Origin of the sequence: Clostridium guangxiense (genome assembly GCF_021043395.1) — a bacterium.
GTDB lineage: Bacteria > Bacillota > Clostridia > Clostridiales > Clostridiaceae > Clostridium_S > Clostridium_S guangxiense.
Map to the genome: position 1 here is coordinate 128648 of NZ_JAJNKE010000004.1, position 16685 is coordinate 145332.

Here is a 16685-nt window from a genome sequence, read left to right on the forward strand (position 1 = left end):
CAAATAATTTATAATAAGCTTAAAGGATTTATATCGATTGATATCCTTATAACATTATAATCTTTTTTTAATATTTCATAAATAGATTTTTTAACAAAATCAGCTGTATTGTATGTAACTTCACCCTTAAGCAAAATTTGCCATCTATAAAATTCATTGATTTTTCCAATAGGTGAAGGACATGGTCCTAATATATCAATATTATCACAGCCTGAAAACTTATTTTTAAAAAAACTGCCAATTATTTGTGTATATTTTATTAATAAAGTTTCATTTTTTGAGCTCATATTAGCAATACATATTTTAGAAAATGGTGGATAATTCATACCCTCTCTTAGCATTATCTCAGTTTTATAAAAGTTTTTATAATCATTTTTAGAAGAATATTGTATTGCATAACTTTCTGGGGTATATGTCTGAATTATAACTTTACCTTTTTTACTACCTCTTCCAGCTCTTCCACTAACCTGAGATATAAGTTGAAAAGTTCTTTCTGCCGCCCTATAATCTGGAATATTAAGAGTAAGATCGGCAGCAACAATTCCTACAAGTGTGACTTCTTTGAAATCAAATCCTTTTGCTATCATTTGAGTGCCAATTAATATATCTGCTCCTCCATTTTTAAAAGAATTATATATAAGTTCATAAGAATTTTTTTTACCTGTAGTGTCTTTATCCATTCTCAAAACTCTTGCTGCACTAAATATTTTTTTAACTTCTCTTTCTACTCTTTCAGTACCAACACCAAAATACTTAACATATTTACTGCCGCATTTAGGACATATTTTAGGTATTTCCTCTGTACTGCCACAATAATGGCATATAAGATATTTTTTATCGCTGTGATAAGTCATAGGCACATCGCAGTTTTTACATTTAAATACAAAACCGCACTTTCTACATGATACAAAGGTTGAGAAGCCTCTTCTATTCAAAAATAATATTATTTGTTCTTTTTTTTCTAAGGTTTCTTTAATAGCTGCATAAAGTTCTCTACTAAATATAGACTTGTTATTCTCCTTAAGTTCATCTCGCATATCTACTACAGATATTTCTGGCATCGAAGCACCGTCAGCTCTTTCACTTATATTAAGTAAAGTATATTGATTATTTTCACATTTATAATACGTATCTATAGATGGAGTTGCTGAGCCAAGTACAAGCTTGCAATTTTCAATTTCACTTTTCATTTCACCTATTTCTATTGCACTGTATTTAGGATCACTTTCAGATTTATAACTTCCTTCATGTTCCTCATCAATTACTATGATACCTAAATTTCTAAATGGCAAAAATATAGCCGATCTTGCTCCAACGGCCACTTTAACTTCACCACTTTTAACTCTTAACCATTCATCATATCTCTCTCCATCTGAAAGCTTACTGTGGAAAACTGAAACATCACTTCCGAATCTACCTTTAAATCTCTCTACCATTTGAGGAGTAAGTGATATCTCTGGAACAAGTATAATAGACTCTTTTCCTTCCTCTATCATCTTTTTTACAAGCGACATATATATTTCTGTTTTACCACTTCCAGTAACACCGTGAATCAAAAATTTTTTTAATTTAGAATCTATGATTGAATTTACAATCTCATGCTGCCTTTCATTCAATACTTTTTCTTCGTATTTATCAAAAACCCTATTATCACATCTTGAAACCACTTTTTCCAGAACTTCTAGCACTTCATGCTTTATCATTGTGTTTATAGATGACAACGAAAAATTAAATTTATGATTCAATTCACTTTTAGTATACACTCCATTATATTTTCTTACAGCATCATAAATATCTATGTAAGGTCTCTTCTTTAGCTTTTCTATAAGTTCATTTTTAATACATATTACATAATTAGTTTTATGCTTTATTCCTTTTGTTATTCCCGTTGGTATCATAAGTTTAATACAATCTATATAGCTGCAAAAATATCTTTTTTTCATTTTAAATATTAGTTCTATGTTTTTTTTTGTAATAACGGAATAGTTAGTAACAATACTGCTTATTTCTTTTATCTTAATATTTTCATCCACATCGCTGATAAATTCTAAAACAAAGCCATTTACCTTTTTATTTCCCATACCAAAAGGCACTTTAACAATTTGACCTAATTTAATATTTTCCTTTAAAATCTCTGGAATTTTATATGTAAATATTCTATCAAGTGAAACTGCTTCGCTGTCTACTATTACTCCAATATAATTATTCACCGTATCACCCTTTAAATCAATAAGATTTAAGAGAACATTGAATCCTCTTAAACTTGGATACACTTCTAACAAAGTCACATTAGTTAAGCAAATAAAAAGCGCATTTAGCGCTTTTTATTAATCAAATTAAATAATTCTCTTGCAACATTTTTTTTACTCATTTTATCAAATTCCAAAATATTTTTTCCTTTGGAAATTATAAAAACCTTATTATTATCGCTTCCAAAACCTGTATCAAAAGCTGTAATGTCATTAGCTACTATGTAATCCAAATTTTTTCTTTTAAGCTTTAACATAGCATTTTCTATAAGATCATTACTTTCTGCTGCGAATCCAACTAAAATCTGAGTTGTTTTTATTTCACCAAGTTTTTTCAATATGTCATTGTCTTTCACAAACTCTATAAGCAAATTATCTTCAGACTTCTTTATCTTTTTGCTGCTGTAATTCTTAGCTTTATAATCTGATACTGCTGCTGCTTTAACAACTATATCATTACATGAGAAGTTATCTAAAACTGCCTTAAGCATTTCCTCATTAGTAGAAACTTTTACAACATTAACGCCAAAAGGAGCTTTTATACCTGTTTCACCACTTATAAGAGTGACTTTTGCACCTCTATCTCTTGCTTCTTCAGCTATAGCATAGCCCATTTTCCCAGTTGACCTATTTGTTATGTATCTTACAGGATCTATCGGTGCTATTGTTGGTCCTGCAGTAACCATTACCTTTTTCCCTTTTAAATCTTTTATATCATACAAGATACTTCTTATTGTTTCTGAAATTGTTTCTGTATCACAAAGCTTACCTTTGCCAGTATCTCCACACGCAAGTCTCCCACTTTCAGGTTCTATAAAACTATATCCATAATCTTTTAGCTTTTTTATATTATCCTGTACTATAGGATTTTCATACATATACGTGTTCATAGCAGGTGCAAAAACAACAGGACATCTTAAAGCTGCTGCCATTATTGTAGTTGAAAGCATATCATCTGCTATTCCATTTGAAACTTTTCCTATAATATTTGCCGTTGCTGGTACCACAACTAGTAAATCTGCTTTTTTAGCTAGAGATATATGCTGGATCTCCCACGCCTTAGGCTCATCAAACATATCTGTTATTACTGGATTACCACTTAAACTTTGAAAACTAAGTGGGGTTACAAATTCTGCCGCAGATTTTGTCATAATTACATCAACATTGAAGCCATTCTTTTTAAGTCTACTTATAACATCTAAAGCTTTATATGCAGCTACCCCTCCAGTTACACCTACAACAATATTCTTAGAATCCATCTTATTTTATACCCTCATGAACCACTTTAAAATTTACTTTTCCTTGATTAAGTTCACTAATAGCTATTGTAAGAGGCTTATTACTGTCTACATTTACAAGTGGTTTTTCTCCTTGTATCAACTGCCTAGCCCTTTTAGAAGTTATAACAACCAGTGAGTATTTATCTCCTACTCTTTCTTTCAAATCAACAATTGATGGATTAATCATAGAATTGTTCATGAACAATACCCTCCTTAGAATCTATTATGTTTTCTTTTATTCTATCAACTCTGCATTTTTCAGCAGCTATAATGCCTTGGATTTTACTAACAGCTACATCTACTTTATCATTTATAACCGCATAATTATATTTTGATACATAATTTATTTCCTTGTAAGCTGATTTAAATCTTCTCATAAGTGACTCTGGTGTTTCACTACCTCTGCCTATTATTCTCTTTTTAAGCTCATCCATTGAAGGCGGAAGTATAAAAATGAATACACCTTCTGAATAATTCTCCTTAACCTTAAGCGCACCTTGTATATCTATTTCTAGTATAACATCTTCCCCATTATTTATCTTTTCATTCACACTTGCCTTAGGTGTACCATAGTAATTTCCATAAACTTCTGCATATTCAAGAAAGCCATCATGCTCTATTCTATTTTTAAACTCCTCTATGCCGAGAAAAAAATAACTTTTTCCTTCTACTTCACCTTTTCTCGGTTTCCTTGTAGTTGCAGAAACTGAAATCCACAAATCTTGCTTTTCTAAAAGAGCCTTGCATATGGTACCTTTACCTGCACCAGAAGGACCAGATATTACAATTAATAAACCTTTTTTCATTTATTCATCAACCTCGTCTATGGCTATATCCTCATCCTTAGATGATAATCTATGAGCAACTGTTTCAGGCTGAACAGCAGACAATATAACGTGATCGCTGTCTGTTATTATAACAGCTCTAGTTCTTCTTCCATATGTAGCATCTATAAGCATTCCCCTATCTCTAGCTTCCTGTATTATTCTTTTTATAGGCGCAGATTCTGGACTTACTATTGCAATTAATCTATTTGCAGACACTATATTTCCAAAACCTATATTTATTAATTTTATTCCCATCTTAATCCTCCTAATATTATTCAATATTCTGTATTTGTTCTCTTATTTTTTCTATATCATTTTTTATATCAAGTACAGAATGTACTATATTGATATTATTTGATTTTGAAGCTATTGTATTTGCTTCCCTATTCATTTCTTGAACTATAAAATCAAGTTTTCTTCCTATTGGTTCATCCTTTTGAAGGGTATCCTTGAGTTGAATTATATGACTTTTAAGCCTTACTATTTCCTCATCAATGCATGCTTTATCTGCAAAAATTGCAACTTCCATTGAAATACGGGATTCGTCAATTTCCTTGTTTCCACCTAATAATTCTTTAATTCTTTCATCTAATTTCATTCTATATTCTTCCACAACACAAGAGGCTTTTTCTTCTATAGAGCATACATTTTCACTTATTATATCACATTTATTTTCTATATCCTCTTTAAGCTTTGCACCTTCTTTTTCTCTCATGTCTATAAGCTTATTAAGTGCATCTTTAAGAGGTATTAAAATTTCGTTCCAGATTTCATCAAAATTTTCTTCTTTTTGTTCTATAGATATAACATCAGGAAATTTCGAAATAAGCGATACAGAAATATCATCCTTTACATCATAACTTTCTTTTATTTTTCTCAAACAATTATAATAGCTATCTGCTAAATTCTTATTTAATTTAACATCATAATCATCGTCATTATAAATATTTTGAGTTACAAAAATATCCACTTTTCCTCTTTTAAGCTTCTGCTGTGCTTCTCTTCTTATTTTATCCTCTAAAGATATAAGACTTCTTGGTAATTTCACATTAATATCAAGATACCTATGATTAACACTTTTTAATTCTATGGTAAAATTTCTCTTACCATTATCATAAATAGCTCTTCCAAATCCAGTCATACTTTTTAACATTGTAAATCATCCTTTCGTAAGAGCGTATTGTAAGGTCATATTTTAAAACAATAAGGAAATTTCAGAGTTTATATATAACAAACTCAATTATACCACATTTTTTACATGTTAATAGTACTTTTTTATTTTTAATCTTAAAATTCCTCAATTTGATTTAAATATTTATCTATATCTTTCAAATCCTTTGTTAAAGACAGTCTAAAATATCCATTTCCAAGATTTCCAAAACTATATCCCGGCGTAGTTATAATTCCATATTTTAAGATAAGTCTTTCATAAAATTCAGTTGTAGTATATTCCTTAGGAACCTTACACCAAATATAAAATGTAGCCTCACTATTATAGTATTCAATATTTTTTATTTTAAGTATATTTTTTGCTTTTTCTCTTCTCTCATCGTAAACTTTTCTATTTTTTTTAGTTTCTGATTGTATAATGTCTAATGCCTTGGTAGCCGCATATTGTATAGGCAAAAATTGACCAGAATCCACATTACTTTTTACTTTTAAAAGTTCTCTTAACACTTTTGGATTTCCAACGGCATATCCTATTCTAAAACCAGTCATATTAAAAGTTTTTGAAAATGTACCAATCTCTACAGATTTTTTTTCTTTATCGAATTGAAGCAGACTAATAGGTCTTTTACCTTCTCTTACTATTTCAATATAAGCAGAGTCATTTACTAGTATCATGCCTCTATCTGAGCAAAACTTAACGATTTCTTTAAAGAAGACATCATTTGCTTCAGCTCCAGTTGGATTATTAGGATAATTTATTATAAACATTTTGCTTTTTTTAGCTATACTTTCAGGTATTTTATTTAATTCTGGTAAATAATTATTTACATCTCTAATTGGAAGTTTATAAGTATTAACCCCCCACAATATAGGACTAGTAACATAAACCTGATAGCAAGGATTTGGCACTATTATAGAATCTCCTATATTACAAACCGCAGGTATTATATTATTTATTCCTTCTTTTGAACCTATTAAAATTAGCACCTCATCTTCTTTTAAACTGACATTAAAACGTTCATCATAATATTTAATGATTTTTTCTTTAAGTTCTTTTATACCTTCATATGGTGGATATTTATTAAATCCATTTATATTAATGGATTTTAAAAATTCATCCACTATTTTTTTATTTGTACAAATATCAGGATCCCCTATACTTAAATCTAGTATATCTTTTCCTTCTTTAATAAGCTTATTTTTTAAGTTTTCAATTTTCTTAAAATGATATTCTTCTATTCCCGCTAATCTATTATTTATTTTCATATCTTACTCCTACTTTTTATCTATATAGATAAACCGCTTCAACTATTGAAATTCATTTGTAGCATAATGCCCAGAAGATGACATTTTTGTACAAATAAATTTGAAGTTTCAGCGTGATTTATCTTTATCTCTATTCAATATATTCTCTAAATAAATATTTGTGAATTAGCATTTTATATTTATTTATTTTGTAAATTTAATTAAAACTTTTGTGCATTTATGCTCATATACGTTGTTTTTTGATTGATTTTGTATTATCATATTTCTGTTGCTAAAGATATATTATATATAATTTATAGTTAAACTATTTTTACCATATATAAAAATTATATTTGTAAAGGTTGTGATTCAATGATATACACAGTTACTTTTAATCCAGCAATAGACTATGTTATAGAAGTAGATGATTTCAAAGCTGGTACAGTAAACAGAGTAAAAAATGATGAAAAATTTGCTGGTGGAAAAGGTATAAATGTATCTAGAGTTTTAAACAATTTAAATGTAAAAAGTATAGCCTTAGGATTCATTGGAGGCTTCACTGGAAAATTTATTGAAGACTCATTAGAAACGCAAGGTATAAAAACTAATTTTATAAAAGTAAAGGAGGACACTAGAATAAATGTTAAATTAAAATCCTCTACGGAAACTGAGATCAATGGTTCTGGTCCCAATATTACTTCTGAAAATTTAAATAAACTATTTGTCATTATAGAAAATTTAACTTCAGATGACTATTTAGTTTTAGCTGGAAATGTTCAAAAATCAGTTCCAGCAGATATATATTCTATTCTTCAGAAAAAGTGTACTTCAAATAACGTAAAAGTAATTGTGGACACAACTGGTAATGCATTAGTTTCTACCCTTTCTAATAGACCATTTTTGATAAAACCAAATAATCATGAGCTAGGAGAAATATTTAACAAACAGCTAGAAAATGAAGAAGAAATTATATTTTATGCAAAAAAACTAATTGATATGGGAGCGAGAAATGTTATCATATCTATGGCTGAAAAAGGCGCTCTTCTAATCAACGAAACTGCTGTTTATAAAGCTTCTCCTGCAAAAGGAACTGTTAAGAATTCGGTTGGTGCTGGTGATTCTGTAATAGCTGGCTTTCTTGCAAGCTACTCTCAGAATAAAAATATTATAGAAGCTTTTAGATATGGTGCTGCTTCTGGAAGTGCTACTGCTTTCTCAAAAGATTTATGCACAAAAGAAGATGTTGAACACTATTTACCACAAGTAACAGTAACAGAATTTATAGGAGGAGAACAATGAAAATAACGGAACTTCTAAGTAAAGATACTATTATTTTAAAATTAAAGTCAAAGACAAAGTCTGAAGTAATAAATGAATTAACAGACAAGCTATATAATGCTGGGAAATTAAATGACAAAGAAGAATATAAAAAAGCTATATTAAAAAGAGAATCTGAGTTCTCTACTGGAATAGGTGATGGCATTGCAATTCCACATGCCAAGACTGCTGCCGTAAAAACTCCTGCACTAGCATTTGGTCTTTCAACTGAAGGTATAGACTATGATTCCCTTGATGGAAGCCCCGCTAACATATTCTTTATGATAGCCGCAAGTGAAGGCGCCAATAATGAGCACCTAGAAACTCTCTCTAGATTATCAACTATGCTTATGAATGCAGATTTTAAAAATAGCCTTCTTAGCGCAAAAAATGAAGATGATGTACTTAATCTAATTAATAATGAAGAGCAAGAAAAATTAGAAGAAGCTTCAGAAGAGAAATCATGTGAAGAGGAAACTTCAAAAGGTTTTGTACTAGCAGTTACTGCTTGTCCTACTGGAATTGCACACACTTATATGTCAGCTGATTCTTTAAAAAATAAAGCTAAAGAAATGGGTATTAATATAAAAGTTGAAACTAACGGTTCTACTGGTGTAAAAAATAAATTAACTGCTGATGAAATAGAAAAAGCAGCCGGAATAATTGTTGCTGCCGACAAACAAGTAGAAATGGCAAGATTTAATGGTAAAAAAGTACTTCAAGTACCTGTTGTTGACGGTATAAAAAGACCTGAAGAACTTATAAATAAAGTTTTATCTGGAGATGCTCCAGTATACACGCACGAAGGAACTAATGATGACTCTTCCAAATCAACCTCTGGAGGCGGCTTAGGTATTTATAAGCACCTTATGAATGGTATCTCAAATATGCTTCCTTTTATTGTAGGTGGTGGTATATTAATTGCTATATCCTTTATGTTTGGAATTAAAGCTTACGATCCAAAAGATCCAAGTTATAATTATATTGCGAAATTACTACATGATATTGGTGGAGACAATGCTTTTAAACTAATGATTCCAGTACTTGCAGGCTTCATCGGTATGAGTATTGCTGATAGACCTGGATTTGCACCAGCTATGGTTGGTGGATATATTGCTGCAAATAACGATGCTGGTTTTATAGGAGGGCTTATTGCTGGTTTTCTTGGTGGTTATGTTGTAATTCTTCTAAAAAAAATATTTGCAAAGCTTCCACAATCTATAGATGGATTAAAGCCTGTGCTCATATACCCACTACTTGGAATATTTATTACTGGAGCAATAATGTTTATAACTATAGTAGGACCTGTAAAATCAATAAATTTAGGGCTTCAGCATTGGCTTTCCGGAATGGGCACTGCAAATAAACTTGTTTTAGGTTTAATATTAGGCGGAATGATGTCTATTGATATGGGCGGTCCAATAAACAAAGCTGCTTTTGCCTTTGGAATAGCAATGATAAGCTCCGGAAATTATTATCCACATGCAGCTATTATGGCTGGTGGTATGGTTCCTCCTCTTGGAATTGCACTTGCAACTACATTCTTTAAAAATAGGTTTACCGCTGATGAAAGAAAATCTGGTTTGACTTGTTATATAATGGGTGCTTGTTTTATAACAGAAGGTGCAATTCCATTTGCCGCTGGTGATCCAACTAGAATAATACCCGCATCTGTTATAGGTTCAGCCGTTACTGGAGCTTTAACTATGTTTTTTAATATAGCTCTTCCAGCTCCTCACGGTGGAATATTTGTAATTCCAATAGTTAAAGGAAATCCTATTTTATACTTATTATCAATTATAATTGGTGCTATAATAACAGCACTGCTTATTGGAATCCTAAAAAAACCTATTAAAATTCAAGAATAAAGCTTAATAGGATTTTACAATTTTATTTAAATCATTCTGCAATACACTTATTTCGCATTACACTATAGTTTGAGTAATTTTTTTCTTGTACTACCGTTGGAGCGAAGTAATAATGCTGAAGGAACGATTTAAAAAAATTTTAATAAGTCTTGGTGAAAAAATCGTAAAATACTTAGATATTTCAATCTGTTCGAGCTTTCAGCGAGTTGTTGAAATTTCTTAGTAGTTTACGATTTTTTTGCCTTAGATTTATAGAATTTTTTTAGTGTGACGAAGAATTGTTGCTTCGCAATATTTTTAGAGTATTATGCAGATTAATCCGCCATTTCCTTCATTTATTATTTTTTCAAGTGTCTTTTGTATTTTTGCTTGAACATCATCAGGCATTTTATACAGTTTCTTTTGAAGTCCCTCTTTTACAAGTACTTCTATTGATTTTCCAAACATGTTACTTTCCCATATTTGAGAAGGATCATTCTCAAATTGCTCTAAAAGTGATCTCACCATTTCCTCACTTTCTCTTTCGCTTCCCATTATAGGTGATACTTCTGTTTCGATATCTGCTCGTATAAAATGAAAACTTGGTGCACTAGCTTTAAGCTTAACTTCGTACCTGCTCCCATTTCTAACTATCTGTGGTTCTTCAAGCTTCATTTCAGAAAGTTGAGGTGATACAAGCCCATATCCTTTTTCTTTAACATCTTTTAATGCCTCAGCTATCCTATCGTACTGTATCTTAGCTGTATGCATTTCCTTCATTGCAGATAACAATTTATTTTCCCCATCAATATCACATTCACATTCTTCGCTTAAAACTTTGTAGAACATGTCTTTTTTAGGTTCCAAATTTATTCTTCCCATACCTTCACCCATGTTCATCTCAACCATTTCCGCTTTTTCAAGATAGTCAACATTAGAATATGAATCAATAGTTTTTGAAATATCCCTAACCTTATTAAGCTTTTTACTCAAGTCTTTTACAAAGTTCATAAAGTTTTCCTTAAGCCAATGCTTTGAATCAAGCTTTTCAATCCATTCTGGCATATCTATGTTTATTTCCTTTATAGGAAACTCCTTCAAAACTTTTGTAAATACCTTAGTTATATCATTTGTTTCCATATTAAGTACATTTATAACTTCAACTGGAACGTCATATTTCTCTTCAAGTTCAGTCTTTAACTCGAGTGTTTCTGGGGCATCCGTATGTGCAGAATTAAGTAACAAAATAAATGGCTTATTTATAGACTTAAGTTCTTCTATTACCCTTTCTTCTGCTTCTACATAATCTTCCCTTGGTATGTCAGTAATAGAACCATCCGTGGTTACCACAAGTCCTATCGTAGAATGTTCATCAATTACCTTTTTAGTTCCTATTTCTGCTGCTTCTTCAAAAGGTATTTCGTGATCAAACCATGGAGTATTAACCATTTTAGGCTTTTCTCCTTCAGAATACCCAAGTGCATTTTTGACAATGTACCCAACGCAATCGACCATTCTTACCTTAAATTTTATCCCCTCATCTAAACTTATATCTACAGCCTCATTAGGTACAAATTTAGGTTCTGTCGTATGAATTGTTTTACCAGAAGCACTTTGAGGAAGCTCATCCTTCGCTCTTTCTCTCTTATGAGGATTGTCTATATTGGGAAGAACCATAAGGTCCATAAACCTCTTTATAAAGGTTGATTTACCAGTTCTTACAGGTCCTACTACACCTACATATATATCACCCTGAGTTCTTTCCGCAATATCCTTATATATATTAAAGTCTTCCAAAATCTTTCCTCCTGTACCTTAATATTAACAATATATATATATTAAGGCTAAGAGTACTTTATTCACAAAATATCATATTAATTTATTTGCATTATCAGATGGATATTATCAAATAAAGCTTTATTCTCTTGCTGATAAAATAACTTTTTTAAATTATAGCAAAAATAAAAAAAGAGCAGACTGCTTTAAATTTACAATCCACTCTCCGAAGAGTTCTATTAACTATAGCATAGAGCCATCATATAACTAGATTTTAAAGAAAACCTCCACCTATTCCAGTGATTATCTGCACGCTTTTATCAAGAAAACCTCCACCTATTCCCGCAATAGATTTAACTAAACTTGTGTCAGCAGCAACAACTGCAAATAGCAATAGCATAGAAAAAACTAATAACATTTTATAAGATTTTTTAAGTTCCATTTAATATACACTCCTTTTAAACAAATTGCAAAGCAAAATCATTTATTTCTTTAAGTTTAGAAATACTATTATTATTAGCATAAAAGCCTATAAGTTTATGAACAAGTTTATCAGCTAACTTCTCTTGTTTTGCAGAAATTATAAATGCCTCATTTTTTATATTATCCACTTTTTCAATGCTGTCCTCACCATCCATTAGCTCATAAAGTATATTGTTAACTAAAACATAATCATTTTGTTTCTTCGCTATTTTTAATGCTTTCGAATAATATTCAGATGATTTTGTCTTATCATTAAATCCTCTGTATATCTTACCAATTTCATAATAAATATTAGCTTCATATCCACTACCATTATTTATAAAAGGCAATTCTTTTTTTACCTCATCCAATAAATAATTAGCTCTATCCACATTTGATAATTCTATATATACTTCTGCTATATTTATACGAATAACTATCCTTTTGTCTATCTGCTTATCATCAAGCATTTCTAAAAGCCTATTATATAATTTTATAGCTTCATTATGTTTCTTTAATTCATGCAAGCATACTGCCTTAGTATCCAAAACTGTAAAATATGTTCGCATATCATTTGCATCTAGCAAACTTTCTATCATCTCAATGTCTGCTAGCGCTCTCTCATAATTTTTTAGCATAAAAAATACGTAGGCACGGTTGTATACAAAATATATAGTATCATGCTGAGATAAGTTTTCAAAATGATTTAACGCAAAATCACAACATTCTATACTTTCATTATACTTACCTGAACAACCATATACTTTTGATAATTTTTTTAAAATACTAAGTAGCATTGGACTTAGCGAAAGCTTTCCGACTAAAGTCAGAGCCTTTTCGTAGTATATTATACTTTTATCCATTTCATTTTGAGTACCAAAATAATCTCCAGCTAACTCATATATAATTATCTTTTTATCAGTTATACTCCACTTTACTAAAAATTCCTCAACCTCTTTAAGAGTAGCAGTAAAATCACCATCTCTATATACCATAAATGTTTTCAACTTGCCTACGTAATCATCAAGCACCCTTGAAGCTTGTATAGTTTCATCTTCTAGCAAATAATCTACAGTTTCTTCAATTTCAAAATGATTTTTAGTTCCTAGCTTTTGTAAGTTCTTTAGTATCGCTTCTGCAGTACTCCTAGTCAAGTTTGCTTTATTAGTCTCTATTTCGCTAATTAGATTTCTAGTTATGTCATTACCTGCAATATCTTCTTGCCGTAATTTATATTTTTTTCTTAGCAATTTTATTTTATCGCCTTTAGATAATATAGTACAATAGCTCATTACAAAAAACCCCTTTTTTTACCAAAAAGTTTTGTACTTTTTTTTAATGATAGCATAAAAGGAGAATAATGTAAATAAGTTTATTATAAAACTGCATTGCATTTGGTTATAAACTTTAAAACTCTTGTTGAGTTAGCCTGTTCTATTAAACTAACCTCTGAACTTTTACTAGCAATACATAAAACATTCTTTGAAAAAATAAAATGTTCAAAATGAACAGCTAGATTATTACAATCAACAATACCATGACCTTCATATAATAAATCAGTCATAGAAGAAGAATACCAATCCTCATTCAATAATTTACTTAATGACTCTTTTGCCGTCCAAAAAAACGTGGAAAGTTTAGAGTTTTCTTTCATCTGATATTTTTCTTTCTTCGAGCATACCATTGATATAATTTCATAATTAACTTTATTATATTGCTCAATATCAATACCTATATTTTGATCCGAAATAGCTGCAGCCACCATATTATCAGTATGTGAAATAGAAAGATATTTTTGCCCAAAATATTTATCAAAGTATGGCTTACCATTTGCTCCAAGCGATAATTCACCAATAGGACGATCAGAAGCCATACAAAGTAATACATAAGCCATTAAAGCATTATATCGATCTTTTTTTTGTTTATACTTCATTGCATAAGCATAGCGGAAAGGTGCAGCTCTACGAACAAAGAATAATACCGGTTCATAAAGCCTCTCATCTTCAAAATTATAAATAACTTTTTTCATTCTAGAACTGGCTCCATTGGAAGTAAATCAAGCTCTTTCTGGATGAATTGTCGTGCATTATCATCTACAAAGAGATAATCGTGTCCAGCATAAACATTTTTAATGATAACATTATCAAAAACAGAGTGAATTTTATCATCACTTAGTGGTTTCTCTTCAATCATACTTCTTATATAAGTTGTAGGCGTATAGGTTTTATTAACTTTATAATTAAATATATCTAGAAATACCTGATGGTTATTCTCAATCAAGTGTTCAGTGGTTATATTTTTTTTATCCATTCCCTCAAAGATATGTGTTTCCTCAAAATATTTTCTATAGTATCCATTTGCTTCGCGTTCACGAACTCGATCTAAATCAGATTGATCTAGATAAAAATGGGAATCTAATATTATTAACTTATCAACCCGTTTTTTTCCTACATTACTTTCAAGTTGATGACAGATTTCGTTAGCAATTACACCACCGTAGCTCCAACCCATTAAATTAAAACTTGGCATATCTATTTCAGTCGTAAAATTCTCAATAAGTTCTATGTAGTAAGCTGCAATGTTCTCGATACCATGAATTCGATCACCAGTTGTTAATAAATTATGAGGCTCGATAACATAAATCGGAAATTTGGGATCTTTTATATTATTGAACAGCGGCCTATAAACATCGCTTCCCGTATTTCCTGAATGAATCACAAAAAGAGCTGGTATACTTTTCATCTTAGCAGTACGTTTAACAAATGTATAAATTGGCCTAAAATTATTATTTCCATCAATAAATTCTGCCATGTCATATAGTTTTGTGTGGTAATGCAAATCAACAAAGTTTAATTTTTTTCCTAAATCCTGCAGTAACTTTACACCTAATTCCATAATTTGAAGCGACGTTGCCCCCAATTTTTTAAAATCACTATTTGTATTAATCTGTTTTACATCAATATTTAAAATTTTACTCCAGGCCTTTTTTAAATATTGAATACTTTCACTTTGAATTGTTGCTGACAATTTTACTTCTTTATTGCCTTCGTTTTCTTCTTTTAAGGCCCTAAATAACTTCTTTTCATCAATTTTACCATTTTCATTTATAGGAAATTCAGTTACTTGCTTAATGCGTGACGGAATCATAATTGACGGCAATAAATTTGCTATACCTTGAAGAAGCTTCTCTTCCTCTAACTTTTCATCGTTAATAAACCAGCAGCAAAGTTGTTCATTGTAAACAACTACATATAATTGTTTTGTTGTTGGTACTAATTTATAAAAAGCACGTTCAATTTCTGATAAATCTATACGAACACCATTAATCTTATACTGTCGATCACGTCTACCTAGATATTCAATATCTCCATCAGGTAAAATGCGAGCAAAATCTCCTGTTCTATATCCCCTTAGATTTTTTCCTAAATAATTGATATTTACGAAAGCTTCTTTTGTAGCTTTAGTATTCATAAAATATCCTCTAGAAACCTGTATACCATAAACAAACAACTCGCCAATTTCTCCTTTAGGCAATGCCTGAAAATCATTTCCTAAAATTAACACATCCATGTTTTTCACAGGTTTTCCAATGGTTACTTTTTTAGTTTTTGAATCTATTTTACAGATAGAAGCAGCACCACATTCTGTATTTCCATAAACATTAATGACTTTGTATGATAAATGACTCAAATCTATATCAGGAAATCGCTGACCTGCTAGCGTTAATAAACGTAAGCTTGGAATATTCATTGAACGGATAATAATATCTCCAATGACAGTTGTTGCATTCATGAATGTGATTTCATTCCTATTCAAATACTCTTCTAATGAAGCTAAGTCATGCCTCAAATATTCACTTAATATATATAATGTTCCCCCTACATAAAGTACAGAAAAAAAATCCATATAGCTAACAACAAACGAATAAGGTATGAATGCCGCAGCCTTATCTTTATCTGTTAGTTCATATTCTTCTTTTTGCCATATAACTGTGTTCTCAACATTTTCTTTAGGAATTTCAACAGCTTTAGGTGTTCCTGTTGATCCTGAAGTAAAATATATTGACCATGCATCTGATGAGCTCTTACTAGTAGGATTAACTTCATTAAATATATATTTTCCTTCCTCAAGTGAAATTACAACTTGTACTCCTGCTAACTGAATCATTTCCTCTAATCTTGCTTTTGGTTGAGTAATATCTTGAGGAATAAACGTAATCTTCTCTTTTGTTAATGCAAAAACTAAAATAGGAAAATAAACGCTTCGAGGAATTTGCAAAGCAGCGATTTTCCCCTTCAAATTTTGATCACGTATGATTTTAGAAACCTCTTCAATTGTATCTACCAACTCCTTATAAGTTAATTGTAAAAATTCATCTACTAAAGCAACTTTATGAGGATTTGTTTTTGCATAATCAAAAATTTTTAAAAGTACATCTTTATCATCCATAACTTATCTATTTCACCTTTCATATAAAATTTGTAATTAAATGCATAAAGCTTTACTTGCCTC

At 30.3% G+C, this 16685-nt stretch carries 14 protein-coding genes; 2 read left to right on the forward strand and 12 right to left on the reverse strand.

Translation table 11 applies throughout. The annotated features are described in order from the left end of the window. Positions 1-8: 8 nt before the first annotated feature. From priA to LQK79_RS04975, 7 genes are all read right to left on the reverse strand, one after another. Complete coding sequence (gene priA, locus LQK79_RS04945) at positions 9-2210, reverse strand: primosomal protein N' (RefSeq protein ID WP_231015788.1); 2202 nt, start codon at positions 2208-2210, stop codon at positions 9-11. A gap of 104 nt (positions 2211-2314) precedes the next feature. Beyond that, entirely contained in the window at positions 2315-3508 is a 1194-nt protein-coding gene (gene coaBC / locus LQK79_RS04950; protein ID WP_053240808.1) for a bifunctional phosphopantothenoylcysteine decarboxylase/phosphopantothenate--cysteine ligase CoaBC, read from the reverse strand. 1 nt (position 3509) lies between these two features. Further along, the gene (gene rpoZ, locus LQK79_RS04955; RefSeq protein WP_053240807.1) at positions 3510-3728 is read right to left on the reverse strand and encodes a DNA-directed RNA polymerase subunit omega; all 219 of its coding nucleotides are present in this window, start codon (positions 3726-3728) and stop codon (positions 3510-3512) included. Further along, entirely contained in the window at positions 3709-4335 is a 627-nt protein-coding gene (gene gmk / locus LQK79_RS04960) for a guanylate kinase (protein WP_053240806.1), read from the reverse strand. The genes rpoZ and gmk overlap by 20 nt, the downstream gene beginning before the upstream one ends. Beyond that, on the reverse strand, positions 4336-4611 hold the full coding sequence (gene remA / locus LQK79_RS04965; protein WP_053240805.1) for an extracellular matrix/biofilm regulator RemA: 276 nt from the start codon (positions 4609-4611) through the stop codon (positions 4336-4338). It abuts the gene before it with no gap. Between the two features lie 16 nt (positions 4612-4627). After that, positions 4628-5509: a YicC/YloC family endoribonuclease gene (locus LQK79_RS04970; RefSeq protein WP_231015747.1), complete on the reverse strand. Its 882-nt coding sequence runs from the start codon at positions 5507-5509 to the stop codon at positions 4628-4630. 134 nt (positions 5510-5643) lie between these two features. After that, complete coding sequence (locus LQK79_RS04975; RefSeq protein ID WP_231015748.1) at positions 5644-6792, reverse strand: aminotransferase class I/II-fold pyridoxal phosphate-dependent enzyme; 1149 nt, start codon at positions 6790-6792, stop codon at positions 5644-5646. 351 nt (positions 6793-7143) lie between these two features. Between LQK79_RS04975 and pfkB the strand changes: the two genes are divergently transcribed. Next, on the forward strand, positions 7144-8070 hold the full coding sequence (gene pfkB, locus LQK79_RS04980) for a 1-phosphofructokinase (protein ID WP_053240804.1): 927 nt from the start codon (positions 7144-7146) through the stop codon (positions 8068-8070). Continuing rightward, complete coding sequence (locus LQK79_RS04985; protein WP_231015749.1) at positions 8067-9956, forward strand: PTS fructose transporter subunit IIABC; 1890 nt, start codon at positions 8067-8069, stop codon at positions 9954-9956. The genes pfkB and LQK79_RS04985 overlap by 4 nt, the downstream gene beginning before the upstream one ends. Before the next feature lie 297 nt (positions 9957-10253). On the opposite strand, the gene spoIVA is transcribed toward LQK79_RS04985, so the two are convergent. The 5 genes from spoIVA to LQK79_RS05010 form a co-directional block, all read right to left on the reverse strand. Then, positions 10254-11732 (reverse strand): stage IV sporulation protein A, encoded by a 1479-nt coding sequence (gene spoIVA / locus LQK79_RS04990; RefSeq protein ID WP_053240802.1) that lies wholly within the window; start codon positions 11730-11732, stop codon positions 10254-10256. A 253-nt stretch (positions 11733-11985) separates the two neighbouring features. After that, positions 11986-12153, reverse strand: coding sequence for a hypothetical protein (locus LQK79_RS04995; RefSeq protein ID WP_231015750.1), 168 nt, complete (start codon positions 12151-12153; stop codon positions 11986-11988). A 16-nt stretch (positions 12154-12169) separates the two neighbouring features. Next, positions 12170-13465 (reverse strand): helix-turn-helix transcriptional regulator, encoded by a 1296-nt coding sequence (locus tag LQK79_RS05000; RefSeq protein WP_231015751.1) that lies wholly within the window; start codon positions 13463-13465, stop codon positions 12170-12172. Positions 13466-13548: 83 nt separating this feature from the next. Then, on the reverse strand, positions 13549-14202 hold the full coding sequence (locus LQK79_RS05005; protein ID WP_231015752.1) for a 4'-phosphopantetheinyl transferase family protein: 654 nt from the start codon (positions 14200-14202) through the stop codon (positions 13549-13551). Next, on the reverse strand, positions 14199-16622 hold the full coding sequence (locus LQK79_RS05010; protein ID WP_231015753.1) for a non-ribosomal peptide synthetase: 2424 nt from the start codon (positions 16620-16622) through the stop codon (positions 14199-14201). Before LQK79_RS05010 ends, LQK79_RS05005 begins: the two co-directional genes overlap by 4 nt. Between the last annotated feature and the right edge of the window lie 63 nt (positions 16623-16685).